This window comes from Paraburkholderia sp. 31.1, from assembly GCF_014397645.1.
Lineage (GTDB): Bacteria > Pseudomonadota > Gammaproteobacteria > Burkholderiales > Burkholderiaceae > Paraburkholderia > Paraburkholderia tuberum.
Map to the genome: position 1 here is coordinate 152268 of NZ_VZQN01000006.1, position 18773 is coordinate 171040.

20 protein-coding genes, 1 tRNA gene and 1 pseudogene are annotated in these 18773 nt (G+C 62.7%); 16 read left to right on the top strand and 6 right to left on the bottom strand.

All coding sequences use genetic code 11. From position 1 onward, the window contains the following. Nucleotides 1-9 precede the first annotated feature (9 nt). Nucleotides 10-1527, bottom strand: a complete 1518-nt coding sequence (locus F6X37_RS05960; protein WP_187610645.1) for a sugar ABC transporter ATP-binding protein — start codon at nucleotides 1525-1527, stop codon at nucleotides 10-12. Between the two features lie 92 nt (nucleotides 1528-1619). Then, the gene (locus F6X37_RS05965; RefSeq protein ID WP_187610646.1) at nucleotides 1620-2381 is read right to left on the bottom strand and encodes a GntR family transcriptional regulator; all 762 of its coding nucleotides are present in this window, start codon (nucleotides 2379-2381) and stop codon (nucleotides 1620-1622) included. Nucleotides 2382-2572: 191 nt separating this feature from the next. Here F6X37_RS05965 and F6X37_RS05970 point away from each other — a divergent pair, with 191 nt between their 5' ends. The 4 genes and pseudogenes from F6X37_RS05970 to F6X37_RS05985 all read left to right on the top strand — a co-directional run bounded on the left by F6X37_RS05970 (nucleotide 2573) and on the right by F6X37_RS05985 (nucleotide 6461). Then, a complete protein-coding gene (locus F6X37_RS05970; protein WP_187610647.1) occupies nucleotides 2573-3868 on the top strand; it encodes an L-fuconate dehydratase in 1296 nt (431 codons plus the stop codon). Nucleotides 3869-3881: 13 nt separating this feature from the next. Continuing rightward, nucleotides 3882-4139, top strand: a pseudogene (locus F6X37_RS05975) (RidA family protein); the annotation flags it as partial. Between the two features lie 27 nt (nucleotides 4140-4166). Continuing rightward, nucleotides 4167-5363 carry an aminotransferase class V-fold PLP-dependent enzyme gene (locus tag F6X37_RS05980; RefSeq protein ID WP_187610648.1) on the top strand — a complete coding sequence of 399 codons (1197 nt, stop codon included), beginning with the start codon at nucleotides 4167-4169 and terminating at the stop codon, nucleotides 5361-5363. Nucleotides 5364-5441: 78 nt separating this feature from the next. Then, nucleotides 5442-6461 (top strand): D-cysteine desulfhydrase family protein, encoded by a 1020-nt coding sequence (locus tag F6X37_RS05985; protein WP_187610649.1) that lies wholly within the window; start codon nucleotides 5442-5444, stop codon nucleotides 6459-6461. A gap of 93 nt (nucleotides 6462-6554) precedes the next feature. On the opposite strand, the gene F6X37_RS05990 is transcribed toward F6X37_RS05985, so the two are convergent. Further along, nucleotides 6555-6639, bottom strand: a tRNA-Leu gene (locus F6X37_RS05990). A gap of 266 nt (nucleotides 6640-6905) precedes the next feature. On the opposite strand from F6X37_RS05990, the gene F6X37_RS05995 reads away from it, so the two are divergent. Together F6X37_RS05995 and F6X37_RS06000 are read left to right on the top strand one after the other, a co-directional pair. Beyond that, nucleotides 6906-7103, top strand: coding sequence for a hypothetical protein (locus tag F6X37_RS05995; RefSeq protein ID WP_162634082.1), 198 nt, complete (start codon nucleotides 6906-6908; stop codon nucleotides 7101-7103). A gap of 73 nt (nucleotides 7104-7176) precedes the next feature. After that, nucleotides 7177-7485, top strand: coding sequence for a glutathione S-transferase N-terminal domain-containing protein (locus F6X37_RS06000; RefSeq protein WP_410451205.1), 309 nt, complete (start codon nucleotides 7177-7179; stop codon nucleotides 7483-7485). Nucleotides 7486-7593: 108 nt separating this feature from the next. On the opposite strand, the gene F6X37_RS06005 is transcribed toward F6X37_RS06000, so the two are convergent. Beyond that, entirely contained in the window at nucleotides 7594-7752 is a 159-nt protein-coding gene (locus F6X37_RS06005; RefSeq protein WP_184005080.1) for a hypothetical protein, read from the bottom strand. Between the two features lie 320 nt (nucleotides 7753-8072). Between F6X37_RS06005 and F6X37_RS06010 the strand changes: the two genes are divergently transcribed. Both F6X37_RS06010 and F6X37_RS06015 read left to right on the top strand, forming a co-directional pair. Next, nucleotides 8073-8798: a cytochrome c oxidase assembly protein gene (locus F6X37_RS06010; RefSeq protein ID WP_026226403.1), complete on the top strand. Its 726-nt coding sequence runs from the start codon at nucleotides 8073-8075 to the stop codon at nucleotides 8796-8798. Then, a complete protein-coding gene (locus F6X37_RS06015; protein WP_187610651.1) occupies nucleotides 8795-9307 on the top strand; it encodes a CopD family protein in 513 nt (170 codons plus the stop codon). Before F6X37_RS06010 ends, F6X37_RS06015 begins: the two co-directional genes overlap by 4 nt. On the opposite strand, the gene F6X37_RS06020 is transcribed toward F6X37_RS06015, so the two are convergent. Beyond that, nucleotides 9271-9783: a DUF2231 domain-containing protein gene (locus tag F6X37_RS06020; protein ID WP_184040085.1), complete on the bottom strand. Its 513-nt coding sequence runs from the start codon at nucleotides 9781-9783 to the stop codon at nucleotides 9271-9273. The genes F6X37_RS06015 and F6X37_RS06020 overlap by 37 nt on opposite strands. Before the next feature lie 51 nt (nucleotides 9784-9834). On the opposite strand from F6X37_RS06020, the gene coxB reads away from it, so the two are divergent. The 8 genes from coxB to F6X37_RS06060 all read left to right on the top strand — a co-directional run bounded on the left by coxB (nucleotide 9835) and on the right by F6X37_RS06060 (nucleotide 17329). Next, the gene (gene coxB / locus F6X37_RS06025; RefSeq protein WP_090807672.1) at nucleotides 9835-10521 is read left to right on the top strand and encodes a cytochrome c oxidase subunit II; all 687 of its coding nucleotides are present in this window, start codon (nucleotides 9835-9837) and stop codon (nucleotides 10519-10521) included. Beyond that, complete coding sequence (ctaD, locus tag F6X37_RS06030) at nucleotides 10518-13055, top strand: cytochrome c oxidase subunit I (RefSeq protein WP_187610652.1); 2538 nt, start codon at nucleotides 10518-10520, stop codon at nucleotides 13053-13055. Before coxB ends, ctaD begins: the two co-directional genes overlap by 4 nt. Next, nucleotides 13052-13387 (top strand): hypothetical protein, encoded by a 336-nt coding sequence (locus F6X37_RS06035; RefSeq protein WP_184055744.1) that lies wholly within the window; start codon nucleotides 13052-13054, stop codon nucleotides 13385-13387. The genes ctaD and F6X37_RS06035 overlap by 4 nt, the downstream gene beginning before the upstream one ends. Before the next feature lie 51 nt (nucleotides 13388-13438). Then, a complete protein-coding gene (locus F6X37_RS06040; protein WP_187610653.1) occupies nucleotides 13439-14764 on the top strand; it encodes a ferric reductase-like transmembrane domain-containing protein in 1326 nt (441 codons plus the stop codon). Nucleotides 14765-14940: 176 nt separating this feature from the next. Further along, complete coding sequence (locus F6X37_RS06045) at nucleotides 14941-15711, top strand: tetratricopeptide repeat protein (RefSeq protein WP_187610654.1); 771 nt, start codon at nucleotides 14941-14943, stop codon at nucleotides 15709-15711. 20 nt (nucleotides 15712-15731) lie between these two features. Beyond that, on the top strand, nucleotides 15732-16430 hold the full coding sequence (locus tag F6X37_RS06050; RefSeq protein ID WP_187610655.1) for a hypothetical protein: 699 nt from the start codon (nucleotides 15732-15734) through the stop codon (nucleotides 16428-16430). Nucleotides 16431-16516: 86 nt separating this feature from the next. Further along, nucleotides 16517-16672, top strand: a complete 156-nt coding sequence (locus tag F6X37_RS06055; RefSeq protein WP_167368682.1) for a hypothetical protein — start codon at nucleotides 16517-16519, stop codon at nucleotides 16670-16672. 267 nt (nucleotides 16673-16939) lie between these two features. After that, nucleotides 16940-17329, top strand: coding sequence for a hypothetical protein (locus F6X37_RS06060; RefSeq protein WP_187610656.1), 390 nt, complete (start codon nucleotides 16940-16942; stop codon nucleotides 17327-17329). A 62-nt stretch (nucleotides 17330-17391) separates the two neighbouring features. Here the strand turns inward: F6X37_RS06060 and F6X37_RS06065 are convergent, their stop codons facing one another. Continuing rightward, nucleotides 17392-18741, bottom strand: coding sequence for an MFS transporter (locus F6X37_RS06065; protein ID WP_187610657.1), 1350 nt, complete (start codon nucleotides 18739-18741; stop codon nucleotides 17392-17394). Nucleotides 18742-18773 lie beyond the last annotated feature (32 nt).

Below are 18773 nucleotides of genomic sequence, written 5' to 3' on the forward strand. Positions count from 1 at the left end.
TAGACCTCTTCAGGCTTGTACCGTTTTCAGGGTTTCGCGCAGCGTCGCGAGATGCATGATGCGCTCCTGCGTCGCTTCGCTGGCGGACAGCTCGCCGGTAATGCGGCCTTCGCACATCACGACGATGCGGTCGCTCATGCGCAGAACTTCCGGCAGCTCGGAGGAGATCATCACGATCGCCTTGCCTTGCGCCGCCAGCGAGCGCAGCAGCTTGTAGATTTCGCTTTTCGCGCCGACGTCGATGCCGCGCGTCGGTTCATCGAAGAACAGTACGTCGCAATCGCGCTCGAGCCATTTCGCGATCACGATCTTCTGTTGATTGCCGCCCGACAGGAGCCTCACCTGCTGCGTCGCCGAAGGCGTGCGAATCGCAAGCAGCTTGATGAAGTGCTGCGCTCTTTTGCGAATCTGCCCGCGGCGCAGAAACATATTGATTGACAGGAACTTGCCGAGATCGGCCATCACGATGTTCGATTCGACATCCATTCCCGTAGCGAGACCGAAGCGCTTGCGATCTTCGGACAGGTAGCCGATGCCGCGCTTGACCGCATCACTGGGCCTCTTGATCGACGCCTTCACGCCTTTCACGAGTATCTCGCCCGATTCGACCGGATCGGCGCCGAACACCGCGCGCGCGACCTCCGTGCGGCCCGCGCCCATCAAGCCTGCGAAACCGAGTATTTCGCCCTTGCGCAATTCGAAACTGACGTCGCGCACGAGCGGACCTGCGACGAGATTTCTCACTTCGAGCGCGAGTTCGCCTTTCACCGGCGCGCTCTCGACCGGCGTCACGTCGCCCAGCGTGCGTCCGACCATCATGCCGATGATCGTCTCGACGGCGGTGCCCTCGGTCGGCACGGTGGCCACATACTCGCCGTCGCGCATCACGGTCACGCGATCGGTGATCTGCTTCAACTCGTCCATCTTGTGCGAGATATAGACGACCCCGACGCCGCGCTCTCTCAATTGACGGATGATGCGGAACAGCTCGGCAATCTCGGCATCGTTGAGCGCGGACGTGGGTTCGTCCATGATCAGCACGCGCGAATCGAAAGACAGTGCTTTCGCGATCTCGACCATCTGCTGACTCGCGACGGTCAGCGTGCCGACCATCGTGCGCGGATCGAGTTTCACGTGCATGCGGGCGAGGATCTCGCTTGCCTGCGCATTCAGCTTGTCTTCGTCGAGGAACAGACCCAGACCCTTGCGCGGCTCACGGCCGATAAAGATGTTCTGCGCGATGCTCAGATGATTCATCAGTTGCAGTTCCTGATGAATGATGCCGATGCCGACAGCTTGGGCGTCGCGCGGACCTTGAAAATCGACGGGCTTGCCGTCGAAGAGAATTTCGCCGGAACCGCGCGTATAGACGCCGGCGAGAATTTTCATCAGCGTCGACTTGCCCGCGCCGTTCTCGCCCATCAGCGCATGGACCTCGCCGGCCATGAGTTCGAACCGGACGTCATGAAGCGCTCTTACGCCCGGAAAGCTCTTGCAAAGATTGTTGACGGAAATGAGTGGGTTCATGTGCTGGTCTGTCGACGGCTGCCTATATCACCAACGTTGTTACGGTGGAGCTTTTTTGCGGCTTGAACAACGGCTTTCATTCCAGCGTTCATTCAAGGCGCGAACAGGTCGGGCCGCTCTTTTGCGGACCGCTGCAATTCGGCGACGACCTGGTCGAGATGATCGTGCATCGCTCTCGCGGCCGCATCGCCGTCGCCGGCGCAAAGGGCCTTGAAGATGCTCTCGTGCTCTTCCAGCGTATGCGTGAGCCGTTCTGGACTCGCGAGCAATTGTCTCGCGCGGTCCAGCGCATTGCGCGACACCGCGACGATCTCCTTCACGCGCGGCAGCTTCACCGCGTCGAGCAGGATTTCATGGAAAGCCAGATCGAGCGCGTGAAACGCCAGACGTTCGCCACTTCCAGCCAGACTGCGCTGCTGATCGAGATTGCTTGCCAATGCGTCGAGCGTCGCCGTGTCGTGCATCAGCGCGACCCCACGCACCGTCTCGACTTCCAGTGCGCTGCGGATGAACAGATGCTGGCGGATGTCGTCGAGCGCGATCGGTTTGACGCGCGTGCCGCGTTGCGGCAAAACCTCGACGAGACCCGCATGCGCAAGCCTCGCCAACGCGGATGACACCGGAAAACGCGACACCCCCATGCGTTCGCACACGGCCATCTTGTCGATCATCATGCCGGGTTCCAACGCCAACGTAACAATCGCTTCTCGCAACGCCGCCTCGACCGCGTCGGTCAAGCTGCCGCGCTCGCCGCCGCCGACTTTTTGCAGTGCGACATACGGATCCCCGGCGGCATTCTCAAGTTCGGTCGAGGAATTCACGAAGGCCTTGATTTCGAGAAGACATGCTAGCATGCTAGAAAGTGAATGCCGCGTTGTCAACGCGTACAAATGCTTGGAAATACCTAGGGATGCTTGGTATCTGGCCACTCCGGGCTTACCCGTACGCGCAGCAGGAACGCGCACACAGAGAACGTGCGCACGAAACCGATCCGTCTGCGTCCGCGGACGACAAGCCGAGAGCCACAGCCCCGGAGGGTGCGCAGATGACAACGATCACAAGGCTGTCCGTTCGGGACATCCGGTTCCCCACCTCACGTTCGCTGGATGGCTCCGACGCGATGAATGCCGCGCCGGACTACTCCGCCACTTATGTCACGCTCGAAACCGACACGCCGAATCTCACCGGCCACGGCCTCACGTTCACGATTGGCCGCGGCAACGAAATCTGCGTGACCGCCGTGAATGCACTCACGCCGTTGATCGTCGGCAAGAAGCTCGAAGATATCGCTGCAAATATGGGCGCTTTCTGGCGTGCATTTACTTCGGATAGCCAACTGCGCTGGATCGGCCCCGACAAAGGTGCGATTCATCTTGCCACCGCGGCGGTCGTCAACGCGGCGTGGGACCTGTGGGCGAAATCCGTCGGCAAGCCGGTCTGGAAGCTGCTGGTCGACATGAGCCCGGAAGAACTCGTGCGCTGCCTCGACTTTCGCTACGTGACGGATGCAATCACGCCGCACGAAGCACTCGCGATGCTGCATCGTCATGCGAAGACCAAGGGCGAGCGTGAAAAGGAAATGCTCGCGCACGGCTATCCGGCCTATACGACATCGGCGGGCTGGCTCGGTTACGACGACGACAAGATTCGCCGTCTCGCGCGCGAAGGCGTCGCGCAGGGATGGACGCATTTCAAGCAGAAGGTCGGCGGCGATCTGGAGGAAGACGTACGGCGCGCGCGCATTCTGCGCGAAGAGATCGGCGAGAACCGGAAGCTGATGATGGACGCGAACCAGGTGTGGGGCGTCGATGAGGCGATCGCGAACATGCGCCGTCTCGCCGAGTTCGACCCGTGGTGGATCGAGGAGCCCACGAGTCCCGACGACATCCTCGGTCATGCGGCGATTCGCCGGCGGCTCGGTTCGATTGGCGTCGCAACCGGCGAGCATTGCCACAATCGCGTGATGTTCAAGCAACTGCTGCAGGCGCAAGCCATCGACTTCTGCCAGATCGACAGTTGCCGGCTCGGCGGACTCAACGAAGTGATCGTCGTACTGTTGATGGCCGCGAAGTTCGGTGTGCCGGTGTGCCCGCATGCGGGTGGTGTCGGCTTGTGCGAGTACGTGCAGCATATTTCGCTGTTCGACTATATCTGCGTGTCGGCGTCGCTCGAGAATCGCGTGCTCGAATACGTCGATCATTTGCACGAGCATTTCGTGGATCCCGTGGTGATCCGCAACGGGCACTATATGCCGCCGCAAAGGGCCGGGTATAGCATCGAGATGCTGGAAGGGACGCTGGACAGGTACTGGTATCCGGAAGGAGAAGCGTGGCAGGAATGATGCCGGAGGAAGGGTTGGTGTCGTCGCGCAGATCGTCGCGGCGACGGGCGACCGGCTCGAGCGCGTGGCACGCATCGTGCGCCTGAACGTGTTCATCGCGAGCACGCCGGCATTCAGTGCTCAAAGCACGGTTGCCAATGGCGCGTAGGACGTGATGGTGCAGATCTTCGGTGACGCCGGCCGTCACGCGCGCAGCGCGGTGGATGTTGCGTCGCTGCCGGCAGGGGTCGCCGTCGAGGTCGAAGCGGTTGTCGCCTTGCAGAACGTCTGAATTCAACTCATACACTCGGAGCCGCCAATGTCTTCTCCGCTGTCGCCCGCTGTCATCGACGCAATACGCGCCCGCACACCCGGTGTGCGCAGTACCACGCACTTCAATCATGCGGGCGCGTCGCTGCCGTCGGCCGCCACGCTCGAAGCGATTCACGCGCATCTGTTGCGCGAAGCCTCGATGGGACCCATGGAAGCGGGCGCGGCTGCCCGCGAACAGACCGAACGGGCGCGCACGCTCGCCGCGCGACTGCTGAACGCTCAGCCCGCCGAGATCGCGTTGACGACGGGCAACTCGCCGGGCTGGGGCGCTGCTTTCGCGGCATTGGGTCCGTGGCGCGAGGGGCAACGCATCCTCGTTGCGCGGCACGAATGGGGCGGCAATCTCGCGACGATGCGCCTTCTGGCGCAGCGCGCGGGCGCATCGATAGAGACGATTCCTTCCGATGAGAGCGGCAGGGTCGATCCTCGCGCGCTCGAAGCGATGCTCGACGACCGGGTCCGACTGATTGCGCTGACGTGGCTGCCGGCCAATGGCGGACTGATCAATCCGGCCGCCGCGATTGGGCGGATCGCACGCCGTCACGGCATTCCGTATTTCATCGATGCGGCGCAGGCCGTCGGACAGCTTCCGATCGACGTCGTCGAAGTCGGCTGCGATGTGCTGGCCGGCGCGGGCCGCAAGGCACTGCGTGGACCGCGCGGCACCGGGCTGCTATACGTCCGACGGGATTTTCTGCCCCGCTTGACGCCGGCCTTCGTCGACACGTATTCCGCGCCGCTCGACGTCAATGGCGACCCTGTACTGCGCGACGATGCCGTGCGTTTCGAATCATCGGAAGCGTCGCTTGCACTGCATTGCGGATTGGCGAATGCATTGGACGAAGCGCTGGAAATCGGCATCGACAACATCCGCGCGCAGATCGATCGGGCCGCGCAGACATTGCGCGAGCGGTTGGCCGCGATGGAGGGCGTGTGGGTGCTCGACCAGGGTGTCGAGCGATCCGGTCTGGTGTCGTTCAACGTCGCCGGACTCGATGCCATGTCGGTGCGACGCGCGTTGGCGGCACAGGGCATCACGATCGGCTCGAATGGCGTCGCGTACACGCCGTTCGATATGACTAGCAGAGCGCTGACACAGATCGCGCGCGCATCGGTCAGCTATCTGACCACCGACGCCGAAGTTGATAAATTACTGGCTGGGATAGGGACGTTGACGCATTGAGCACTCGAGTCAATGAGAACTTTGCGTCAGTCAAATGAATGGAAACGTCTCTTTCAACTCAATCGCCCGCACACGACCATGAACTCCGCCTCATCGCACCGCCTCGATTTATCAAAGTTTCCGCGCCATGCGCTTCTCGAAGGCCCGACGCCAATTCAGCACCTTGCGCGTCTGAGCGCTCGCCTCGGCGGGGCGGACATCTACGTCAAAAGAGAAGATCTGACGGGACTAGGTGGCGGCGGCAACAAGTTGCGCAAGCTCGAATTCCTGATTGGCGAAGCGCTCGCGCGCGGCGCGGACACCATCGTTACCGTCGGCGCGCGGCAATCGAATCATGCGCGCCTCACGGCGGCCGCGGCGGCTCGCGTCGGACTTCGATGCGAGCTGGTGCTGACGAGAACCGTGCCACGTTTCGACCACGACTACATGGAGAACGGCAACGTGTTGCTCGATGCGCTATTCGATGCGCGCGTGCATGATCTTCCCGGCACGGTGAACGCATTGCAATTCGCGGAGGAACGCGCGAACGAGTTGCGAGCGCAGGGCCGTAACGTCTATGTGTGTCCGTTGGGCGGTTCGAGCCCGATCGGTTGTCTCGGCTACGCGGACTGCGCAGCTGAACTCGTCGCGCAATCGCAAGCGCAAAACGTGGCCTTCGATCGCGTCGTGGTGCCGAATGGAAGCGGCGGCATGCATGCGGGGCTGGTCGCGGGTTTGGTTGCGCTGGGCCTGGATCCGTCGCGTGTTGCCGCATTCACGGTGTATGGGAATGCTGGCCACGCGCGCACGGTTACTTTGGATAAGGCGAATCAGACGGTCCGGCTGATCGACCCGGGCCTAAGCGTGAGTGATGACGCGATCTCGATCGACGAAGAGCAGCTCGGACCCGGCTATGGCATTCCAACCGATAACATGCGCGCGGCTGTTCGGCTGATGGCATCGACGGAAGGTCTGTTGCTCGATCCCGTGTATAGCGGCAAAGCATTTGCGGGTCTTGTGGAAAACGTGAGCAACGGGAAGTACAGTGCCGGACAGAAAATTCTATTCGTGATGAGCGGCGGGCTTCCGGGGCTATTTGCCTATCGGAACGAGTTCTGAGCGCAGAAGCGGAGACAACGCGATGGTCTGATATGGCCGCCGTTGTCTGAAGAAAGCGCGAAGCGCTTGAAGATTCGAATCGACGATTCGAAATGGTGCCCAGGGCGGGATTTGAACCCACACGCCTTTCGGCGCTACCCCCTCAAGATAGTGCGTCTACCAATTTCGCCACCTGGGCAGAGGGGCGCCATTGTATCAGCTCGATTATTTTTTTGAAGCCCCTCGCGCGATATTGTTCTGAAGTTGCAATACCGGTCGAAAAACCGACGAGGCGTTCACCCCGTATTGCTGCCCGGCGAACAATTCGAGCGCGGCCCGGCGCCTCGCAAGAGCTGGTAAGGTCTGACGCTTGTGGGCCGCTAACCTGGGTGAAAGCGACAAATGGCGGACCGCTATGCTCGTAAGCTGATGCGCTGAAAGAGCGCCCTTCACGCCGAACATATCATGTCACCACGACGTACATCTTCTTCGCGACTTCGGTATCGTCTGTTTCTCGCGTCGCTGCTGACGTCGATAACGCTGCTGCAGGGTTGCGCAACGACGGCGGAGAACCTTGCCGTAGGGTTTGGTCTCGGCGCGGTCGGCACCGTGTCGGCGTTAGGCTGCCTGCTCGCCTGCGAGATGGCCAATCCGCACTGGTGAAAGGCTGCACGGCGCGCGACGAGCAGCTAGTATTCGAAGCTCGACATCGATGACTAACGAAAACGGAGCCCCTGTGGCACACCCGCCCTTCCACCTCTACACCGACGCCCAATTCGCTAGCCCCTACGCGATGTCCGTCTTCGTGACGCTTCGCGAGAAGCGCTTGCCGTTCGACCTTTCGACCGTCGATCTCGCGAACAAGGCGAATTACGCCACCGACTATGCGGCCCGCTCATTGACGCGGCGCGTGCCGACCCTGATACACGAAGACCTCATGCTGAATGGCGATCCCGTTCCGCACAAGCTCAAGGAGTACGCCACGCAACAATGGCAGCGCGCCAGCGTGCAGCAGTGGGCCCAACTGGAGCGTCCACCGCTATAAAGTCGACCGGCGTGGCTGCCGCCACGCCGAAAAGCCGTCGATAGAAGTAACAAAGACCAGCAAAATAGCTGAATACGAAAGTCTTAAAAGATCCGGTAAAAGCGAATATTACATTCGCGTTTTATCAGAGCTTCGCTGCTCCGCCATGGCGCGATTCCGTGCCCGCTCCCTTTGCTGCCTCGCGCGTACGATGCTGACAACGATCAGCACGATCGCAAGCAATGTCAATTCGATCATTGCGGGAATTCGGATGGGATCATGAAACATGGCGGGCCTCCGTCACATGATTTCATCATAGTACGCCGGGCAGGTCAGCCTGAAGTATTGCGCCGCACCATTGCAATCTTACCGCCGCCATTACACCGGCTTTTATCCAGCCGGCAAAAGCCTCGAGTGACAAATTGAAAACATTCTGTCACGCAAAAACTTACAGGATTCAGATAGCCGTCCCTAAACAGTTTATTTGCGCTAGAGTACGTGAGCGATCAGTTGGATCGTGAGCCGTCCCGACAATTCGAAGGCGTTATCTGTCACGCGTTTGCTTGCGTGTACTGAAGAAGCACCTGGACTCGTTGAAGACATCGCCCATGCCATATTTTCCTGTCGCCTACTGTGGTCCCGCGGCTGTCCCTGAAAGCTTGTGGCTGCGCTGGAATACGGATCCGCCATTGCTCGTCGCGCTCGCGGCGCTCGCATGGTTCGTGGCCAGCAACCGCTCGGCGAATGCACGGGCGGGATGGGGCGCCGTCGCGTTGATGGCCCTCGTGTTCGTGTCGCCGCTCTGCGCGTTGTCCTCGGCATTGTTCTCCGCACGCGTCACTCATCACGTCATTTTGATCGCTGCAGTAGCTCCATTGCTCGCCCTCGCGTTTCCGCTGCCGCGCCTCGCGCATCCGCCCCTCGTGCCGGTGGTCGCCGCTCATGCGGTGATCATCTGGCTGTGGCATGCGCCGGGGCCTTATGCGTGGGGACTCGCGACGGTACCCGGCTACTGGCTGATGCAGATTACTTTGCTTGGCAGTGCATGGCTCATGTGGCGCAGCATCTTCTCGCCGTCGCTGCCGACCGGCCCCGCGCTGATGGCGCTCGTCGCGACGATCGGCCATATGGGATTGCTCGGCGCGTTGATCGTGTTCGCGCCGGTGCCGCTCTACGTCGCGCACTTCGCGACCACCGCCGCGTGGGGGCTCACCCCGCTCGCCGACCAGCAACTCGCCGGACTGTTGATGTGGGTACTGGCGATGATCCCTTATCTCGCGGCAGGACTTTCGCTCGTCTGGTCAAGCCTGCGCGTCAGAGAGCCCGCGCTGTGACGACCCTGCTGAAGTTCATTCATCTGGCCGCGATCGCCGTCTGGTCGGGCGGTTTGATCGTGCTGCCGTATCTGTTCTGGCAGCGCCGCGGGCTCGCGGCGGGCGCCGAACTCGACCGGCTGCACCGCATCACGCGTCTCGTGTTCGTGGAGTTGACCTCGCCCGCCGCTTTCGTCGCGATTGCGAGCGGCACCGTGCTGATTTTTCTGCAGGCCACCTTCGTCGAATGGTTCACCGCGAAGATGGTATTCGTCGGCATCATGGCGATGCTGCATGTGCTGGCCGGCCTCGTACTGCACGATCTGTATCTGCCCGACGGCAGGTTCAGCCGTGCCTCGGCGATCGCGCTGACCATCGCTTATCTGATCGTGATCGTCGCGATCATCTGGATCGTGCTGGCCAAGCCTCACATCGAGTCGAACCTGCTGGCCCCGCATCTGTTCGAGCCCGGCGGACTTGGCCGCTGGCTGCATCACTCCTTCGGCGAAACGAGAATTCCGACGCCATGATCGAACACGAGCTTGCCCCCATGCCAGCCGGCGAAGCCCGTCATCACCGAGCTGAGCACCGACAGCACGAGCCCATGCGGCAGGATCTCATCGGGGTAATAAAGGCGCACGCCCCAGTTCGCACCCGCGAGCGCGACGAGCGTCATCGCGGCGACCGCATGCGACCAGCTCGCTTCCTTCAGGCGGATACCGCGCACCAGCAGCAGCTCGGCGGTACCGACCACGCTCGCAGCCACGCCGCTCCAGAACGCGAAGCCGGCGGCCCACAAGCCGGCGCGAATCCAGAACGGGTCGCCCGTCCACCAGTAGATTACGTCGACGCCCAACGTCGCGACGACGAACGCGATCGGGAAATGCACCATCATCACGTGAATCGGATGACCGACGAGCGCCACCACCGACCCCTTGTCGAGCCGCAACAGCTCGAGCATCACTTCGCTTCGCGTCTCGTTTCCAGCATTGCCTTTGTTTGCCATGATGGTGTGTCCTCGCATCGGGTGCCTGGTGGTGCAAACCATCATAGCTGCTTGCGCCTGGCCGTCCAAGCCGGATCGCTCGCCGCGTTGTCCGGCTGCACCGGGCCGCTCTCGACGCTCGAGCCGTCGGGTCCGGCCGCCGCATCGATCGCCGGGCTGTGGTGGGTGATGCTGGCGGGCGCCGCGATCCTCTTTGCGATGGTGCTCGTACTGTTTCTGATGACGGTCTTCCGGCCCGGCTGGGGCTCGCACGTGTCGCCCGCGCGCTGGATCGTGCTCGGCGGTCTCGTGCTGCCGGCAGTGATCCTGATCCCGTTGATCTGCTACGCGCTGTACGCGGGCGAGTTGCTGCTGCCGCTGCGCGCGCATGCGCCCGCGCGCATCGAGGCGATCGCGCAGCAATGGCGCTGGACCTTCCGCTATCCGGAGCTCGGCAACGTCGAAACCGAGAACGTGCTGCATCTGCCCGCGGGCACGCCGGTCGACATCGTCGTGACCAGCATGGACGTCGTGCACGCATTCTGGATTCCGCGCTTCGCGGGCAAGATCGACGCGGTCCCTGGCCACCACAACCTGCTGCGTATCCAGGCCGATCAGCCCGGCCAGTACGCCGGACAATGCAACCAGTTTTGCGGCATCGGTCACGCGGGGATGCACTTCACCGTGATCGTCGATCGTCCGGAAGATTTTCCGGCTGCTGTCAAAAACGCCGCCGCCAACGGGGAGGTGAAAAAATGAGTGTGCCCGTCGAGCCGCCATCACAGGGCATCAACGCGCTGCGGCTGCATCGCCAGCTTGCCGCGATCTGGGCCACCGGGCCAGGCGTGCAGAGACTTACCTCGGTCAACCATACCGTCCTCGGCTTGCGCATCATGATCACGTCGTTCGTGTTCTTCGCGATCGCGGGGATTCTCGGCATGCTCACGCGCGTGCAGCTCGCGACGCCGCATGCGGCCTTCATGGATGTGGAGACCTATAACCAGGTCTTCACGATGCATGGCTCGATGATGCTGTTCCTGTTTGCGATCCCGATGGTGGAAAGCTTCGCGGTCTACCTGGTGCCGAAGTTTCTCGGCGCGCGCGACCTCGCGTTTCCACGGCTGACCGCTTACGGCTACTGGTGCTATCTGTTCGGCGGCACGATCCTGACCGTGTCGCTGATCCTGCACTCCGCGCCGGACGGCGGCTGGTTCATGTACACGCCGCTCAGCTCGAACGTGTACACGCCCGGACTGAACGCCGACGTGTGGCTGCTTGGCATCACGTTCGTGGAGATTTCAGCGCTTTCGCTCGCGGTGGAACTCACCGTCTCGATCCTCAAGATACGCGCGCCGGGCATGTCGATCGATCGCATGCCGATCTTCGCGTGGTACATCCTCGTCACCGCGATGATGATGATCGTCGCGTTTCCGCCGCTGATTCTCGGCTCGATCCTGCTCGAGGTGGAGCGCGCGTTCAACCTGCCGTTCTTCGATCCGACGCGCGGCGGCGATCCGCTGCTGTGGCAGCATCTGTTCTGGCTGTTCGGCCACCCGGACGTGTACATCATCTTCCTGCCGATGGCCGGCGTGCTGTCGACGATGATCCCCGTGTTCGCGCGACGCCGCCTGGTCGGCTATCGCACGATCGTCGTCGCGATCATCGCGCTCGCGTTCCTGAGCTTCGGCATCTGGGTGCACCACATGTTTACGGTGGGCATTCCACATCTGGCGCTCGCGTTCTTCTCGGCGGGCTCGGCGATCGTCGCGGTGCCCACCGCGATCCAGTTCTTCGCGTGGCTCGCCACGCTGTCGCACGGCCGCCCGCGCTGGGACGTGCCGATGCTGTACATCTTCGGCTTCTTCTTCGTGTTCACGTGCGGCGGGCTGACCGGCGTGATGCTCGCGATCGTGCCGTTCGACTGGCAGGCGCACGACACCTACTTCGTCGTCGCGCACCTGCACTACGTGGTGGCCGGCGCGCTCGCGTTTCCGATGCTCGCGGCGTTCTATTACTGGTTGCCGCTGCTGACCGGGCGCACCGCCGTGCATAACCTTTCGGTGCCGGCGTTCTGGCTCGTGTTCATCGGCTTCAACATGACGTTCTTCATGATGCATCTGACCGGCCTGCTAGGCATGCCGCGGCGCGTCTTCACCTATAGCGGCGACGAAGGCTGGAACTGGCTCAATCTGCTGTCGTCGGTGGGCAGCTTCGTGATGACGATCGGCTTCGCGCTCGTCGTGATCGACATCGTCGTGCAATTGCGTTTCGGCCAACGCGTGCGACGTAACCCGTGGCAATCGACCACGCTCGAATGGGCGATGCCGATCCCGCCCGCGCCGTACGCATTCGCGTCGATCCCGCACATGGACGCCGAAACCGAAAAGGTGCCCCCGGGCCAGCTAGCGACCTCTCTGGCGCGCGGCGAGGGTTACCTCGGTTTCACGCGCAACGGCTGGCAGGAGACGCTAGGCGTGCATATGACGTCGGGCGAGCCCGAACAGCTGATCGTGCTGCCGAACTCGACCTATCTGCCGCTCGTCACCGCGCTCGTGACCGCCGCGGCGGTGCTCGCGATGCTGTTCAAGTTCTATCTGCTGTCGGTCGCATTCGCATTCGTGACGTTTGGCCTCTTCATCTACGCGGGCCAGAGCGCGGGGCACGCGCGCGATTACGGCGCGCTGCCGGTCGGCCGAGGCGTCAGCGTGCCGCCGCATACCGAGGTCGTCGGTTCGCCGTCATGGCTTTCGATGATCTGCGCGCTGATCGCGAACAGCACGCTGTTCACCTCGCTGATCTTCGGCACGTTCTATCTGTGGATTGCCGCGCCGAACTGGCCGGCAGCCGTGACGCCGCATCCGAACCGCGGGCTCGCGCTCGTCGCGGCCGTCGCGCTCGCGGTCGCCGCAGCCGCCACGCGTGGCTCGTTGCGCGCGGCCGCCGCCGAGCGCAAACCGCACGGCACGATCGGGCTGAGCGCAATCGCGCTGATCGTCGCGCTCATCGCCTGCGTAATGCTGATCAACGGCGTGACACCGAATCCGCGCGAGCATGCGCTCGGCGCGACGGCCGCGGCGCTGCTCACGTACATCGCAGTTCACGCGGGCGTCGGGTTGTTGTTCCTCATCAGCAACGTGCTGCGCGTCGGCGCGGGCTTCGTTTCCGCGCGACGCCTGACCGATCTGCGTCTCACCCGCCTGTGGGTCGATTACACGCTGGCGACGGGTATCATCGCGCTTGGACTCGTGCTCGCGCTGCCGAGCCTCGTCGCCGTGCTGGGAGCCAGACCATGAATGCGCGTCCGCTTTCGCCGCGGCGGTTGTGGTGGCTCGCCGTCGGCTTCGCGATCTGGTGTCTCGCGTTCGTGATCCTGTATGCGCTGCACGCGATCGGCTGCGCGTTCGCGTGGCCCACCGGCCCGCTGCGCGCGAGTCTCGCGATCATTCTGCTGCTGCATCTGATCGCGATCGGCTGGCTATGGCGCTATCGCGCCGCGACCCGCGACCCTGGTCCCGAACGCATCAGCTCGTTCATGCATACCGTCGTCGTCTGGACCCTGATCGCGGCGCTGGTCGCGACCGTGATCACGTTCGGGCCCGCGCTGCTGCTCACCACCTGCGTCTGAACGCGGACTGAGCGCGAGCGGGACCGCCGCACCCGGCATGGAGAAGCACCGATGCAGTCTCGAGATCTCGTGCACAAGGCCGTCTGGTCGGTCATCTATCTACTGTTCATTCTCGCGCCGCTGTTTGCGCTGCTGACCGGCACGCTCCCGCCCGCGCGCAACTTCGGCACCGAATTCTCGGTGGCGCTCGGCTATTCCGGACTCGCGATGATGGGCCTGCAATTCGGCCTCACCGCGCGCTTTCGTCACGTGACCGAGCCGTGGGGCGAGGACGTTATCTATCATTTCCATCGACGCGTGTCGCTGCTCGCGGTCAGCCTGGTCGTCGCGCATCCGCTGATCCTGTTCGCGATCCGCTCGGACAAGGTCGCGATGCCCGGCTCGCTGCTCGAGGTACCGTGGGGCGCGTGGTTCGCGTTCCTGTCGATCGGCTCGGTGATCGTGCTGGTGATCACCGCGCTATGGCGCAAGCAATTGAAGATTCGTTACGAGCTGTGGCATTTGTCGCATATCGGGCTCGCGCTCGTCGCGATCTTCGGCGGCGTGCTGCATATGATCGGCTGGGGCTTCTATCTGACCGATCCGTTCAAGCGCACGCTGTGGATCTGCATGACAGTATTCTGGGTAGCGCTGCTGCTATACGTGCGTCTGTTCAAACCGCTCTTCATGATCAGGCGTCCGTACCGGATCGCGGAAGTGCGCGCCGAACGCGGCGACACGACGACGCTCGTGATGCAACCCGACGGCCACGCTGGCTTTCGCTTCAAGCCCGGCCAGTTCGGCTGGCTCAACGTGTGGGGCAGCCCGTTCAGGATCACCGGACACCCCTTTTCGTTCTCGTCGAGTGCCGAGGCCGCGAACGGCCGCGTCGAAATGACGATCCGCAATCTCGGCGATTTCACGAGCCAGGTGAAGACGATCGAGGCAGGTCGGCGCGTGTATCTGGACGGACCGTATGGCGCGTTCACGATCGGGCATCCGACGGACATGCACGTGCTGATCGCGGGCGGTATCGGCATCACGCCGATGATGAGCATGATCCGCACGCTCGCCGATCGCGGCGACCAACGTCCGCTCGTGCTACTGTACAGCGGCAAGACCTGGGACTCGCTGACTTTCCGCGAGGAGCTCGATGCGCTGAAAGCGCGGCTCGATCTGCGCATCGTCTATGTGCTGTCGGACCCGCCCGAAGGTTGGAGCGGGGAAGTCGGGCGCATCGACGCCGCGATGTTCCGGCGACATCTCCCGCCCGAGTTCGCCGATCACGAGTATTTCATCTGCGGCCCGGACTCCATGATGGATGCGATCGAAACGGCGCTCGGCAAAATGAAAGTGCCGCGCATCCGCTACCATTCCGAACGCTACAGTTTCGTCTAGGAGACTTGCGATGCGCCGACTGTTGGCCAACCGTCTCGTCATTGCCACCGGCGTGATCGTCGTGGCGTTGTCGCTTCTATTCGCGTATCTGCGGGTCGGTTCGCTGCATTAGGGCCCGGTTACGCCAAAGACGGGCTCGCGGCGCGCTTTTCCTCATGCTCGAAGGTTGAATCGATATGCCCTACTTTTTTGGAATTGGTCTTCACGTTTTCATCGCGATCTTTTTCGCCGTCCACGCGATGCGCAATAACCAGGGCATCTACTGGCTATTCATTCTGTTTGCTTTTCCGCTGCTCGGCAGCATCGTGTACTTCTTCGCGATCTATCTGCCGGATCTGCGCCACTCGCGCGGCGCGCGGGTGGCCACGCAGGCGATCACGCAATTCGTCGATCCGAATCGCGCGCTGCGTGAAGCGCGCGCCGATTTCGACCGCGCGCCGACCGTGCAGCATCGGATGCGGCTCGGCGAGGCCTTGCTCGCGGCCGGCAATCCGCGCGAAGCGCTCGAACATTTCCAGACCGCGGCGAACGGCCCATTTGCAAACGATCCTGCGCTGCTGCTCGGTCTCGCGCGCTCGCAGTTCGCGCTCGGCGACTACACGGCCGCGGATGCGACGTTGGCGGATCTGTTCTCGGTCAATCCGCGGGCACGCAACCAGGGCGAGCCGGCGCTGCTGAACGCGCGCACGCTGGCCGCGCGGAATGCGCCGGGCGCACGCGCGGCATTCGAACAGGCGCTGACCTGCGCGACCGACGTCGCGCCGCGCTGCCTGTTCGCCGACTGGCTCGCCGCGCAACCGGAAGATGCGGACCGCCGCCGCGCCGGCGCGCTCTATGCGGAAATCGTGCAGGACGCCAAACATTGGCCGCGCCACGCGCGCGAGCATAATCGCGAGTGGCTGCAGCGGGCGCAGGCCGCGTTGGCGGCCGGCGCGGCTCGAGCGTGAGCAAGCCGAGGAGAACTTCGATGCGACGCACGACCCGGTCTTTTGCTTCGGCGCTGTGCGCCGCGCTTGCGGCGATTGCATTCGGTGCCGGTGGCGCTTCGACTTCCGCGCAGGCAACAGGCATGGAGAAACCGTTCGAATGGCCCGCGTCGTTCGTCGTGCTCGGCGATGGCTATCCGCGCTCGGGCGATGCATGCCGGCGGCTCGGCGAGTCGGCCGCGACCGTGAACTATCTCGACCATATGGCGATGCTGGTCGGCTGTCCGGGCTCTCGCGACAGCGCCGCCGTGCGCGCGATCGTCGGGCATCAGCGGCGCGCGCGCGTGGTCGGCGAAGCGGAAGGCGTGACGCTGATTTCGATTTCGACTGAAAGCGCTCAGGCCGGCTCGCAGAACGACCACGGGCCCGTGAAGGAATCGCCTATCAGCGCGAGCGGCACGTTGCCGTGCGAGCGCGGCAACGGACAGACCAAAACGATGTGCAAGTTCGGCGTCGTGCATCACGGCGATCGATCGACTACGGTCGTGGTCTACTGGCCCGACGGCGCCACGCGGGCGATTTTCTTCGGCGTCAACGGCCGGGTAGTCGGCACGGCCGCGTCCGCGAGCGATCGGCCGATGCCCGGCGACACGCTGACGCGCAAGCATGCCGGCATCAATCTGATTTCAGTTGGCAATGAGCGCTACGAAGTCGAGGACACGGTTCTGTCCGGTGGTTGAATTGCGTTGAAGCACATCGGCGCAAGCCATCCGCGGTCGAACGCCTGATTCGACGCGCGCCACGTTCATTTCTATCCCCAGTAACGATGACGCTGACGGCACCTGCGGGATCGAACAACGCGCAGGTATTCATCGATCCGCCGACGTCGAGCAGCGCAGGCGTGCGCTCGCAGCAAGCCGCGTATCTGAGCGCGACGCACTACTGCCCGAGCCTCGCGATCCTGAGCGGCGCGAAGTCGTAAGCACGGTCAGCGCGACGCAGTTATCGATGATTCGTTGACGCGTCGCGCAATCGAAGGCACACTCGCTCACTATGCAAGCCCTCAAGTACCGCCCGACTGCAAAGCATCATCATGCGCATGCCCGCGTGGGACTGCCTGTGGGGACTCGCATACGCATACGCCGCTAGACATCATTCGCAGCGACATGCGCCAGAAAGCCCCGCCGGCAACGACGGGGCTTTTTGTTTTCCACGACCTTTTCCGCTCATCGAACGAAGGATTGCCGCCATGACACAGGAAGCACAGACGCCTGCCGTATCGAAGTGCTTTGCGACGCCCATCGATCTATACCGCGTCCTTGCACGCGTATGGGCCGGCGATACGTCGAGCCCCACGCACGCGTGGTCGTCGACGAATCCCGCGCAGAATCATTGCAGCGTTACGTCTCTGATCATGCAGGACTATTTCGGCGGCGAGATTCTGACGACGCGTACGTCGGGGGGCACGCACTTCTACAACCTGATCGACGGCAGCAGATGGGATCTGACGGTCAGCCAGTTTGCCGAACCGATTCCATTCGACGATACGCGTTCGAGTCGTGAGGCGGCGTTCGCTGATACGTCGCGGGAGAAATACGAACTGCTGAAGTCGAGGCTCGCGCAAAGCCAACTGAAATAAACGCTCAATCAAACGCGCGTGGCCGAACTGCATCGATACGCGGTTGGCCACGCCCTGTCACTTCAAACAATCGCTTCCTGCTTCCCCGGAATGCCTTGCCCGCGCAACGAACACCCGCGCGTTTCAGGCACGTAGATCAACGCAATCGCCCCCACCACGCACGCGGCCATCATGTAATAAGCGGGCACCAGCGCATTGCCCGTATGCGCGACCAGCCATTCGTTCGCCATCGGCGCCGTGCCGCCGAAAATCGACGTCGACACGTTATACGCAATCGCCATCCCCGCGTAACGGACCTGGGTCGGAAACATCGCGGGGAACATCGCCGAGATGCTGGCCAGTTGCGGCACGTACAACAGCCCGAGCACCGCAAAGCCGATGAACGCGCCCGCCACGCCGAGCTTCATCAGCAGGAACATCGGAATCGCCGCGACGAACAGGCCAATCAGCGAAAACCACCAGACGTTCTTGCGTCCCACGCGATCCGAGAACGTCCCCGCGAACGGCAGAAACACCATCATCGCGAGCATGCCGATCAGCGGCACGAGCAGGGACATGTTGTCGCTCATGCCGAGCTGCTTCTGCATGAAAGTCGGCATATAGGCGAGCAGCACGTAGTTGACGACATTCAAAGCAACCACGAGTCCACCGAGTTGGATCAGCGGTTTCCAATAGTCGCGCAGCAATGCCTTCAGCGTGACGCAGCTATGCTGCTCCTTGTGCATCGTTTGTTCGAGCTCGCGAAAGACCGGCGTGTCTTCGAGCCTGGAGCGCAGATAGAAACCGATCAGGCCGAGCGGCGCCGCAATCAGAAACGGCAGACGCCATCCCCACGCATGCATTGCCGTGTTGCCGAGCACGACGGAGCAACCGAGCATCAGAAACGCGCCGAGCGAGAAACCCGACAGCGTCGCGAATTCAAGGAAGCTGCCACAAAAGCCGCGCTTATTGTCCGGCGCGTACTCGGCCATGAAAGTCGCCGCGCCGCCATATTCGCCGCCCGTCGAAAAGCCCTGGATCATCCGCAGAACGACGAGGATAACCGGTGCCCACCAGCCGATGCTCGCGTAAGTCGGCACGAGTCCGACCAGCAGCGTTGCGACCGACATCAGGATGATCGTCAACGCGAGGACGTGCTTGCGGCCGAGGCGATCGCCGAGCGGCCCCCAGAACAGGCCGCCAAGCGGACGTACGAGAAACGAAATGGCGAACGTCGCGAGCGCGAACAACGTGGCCTGCGCGGTGCTGCCGGGAAACAACGCGGCCGAAATATAGCTCAGGCCGTAGGCGTAAATACCGTAGTCGAACCACTCGGTCGCGTTTCCGAGTGCCGACGCCGCGATTGCGCGTCGCAGCAAGCTGCGCGCCTGCGGTTGCGCGCTCTGCGCGGTCCATGAATGTACGTAGTGCATGTCTTCTCCTGGGATGTTTCTATGCGACACAG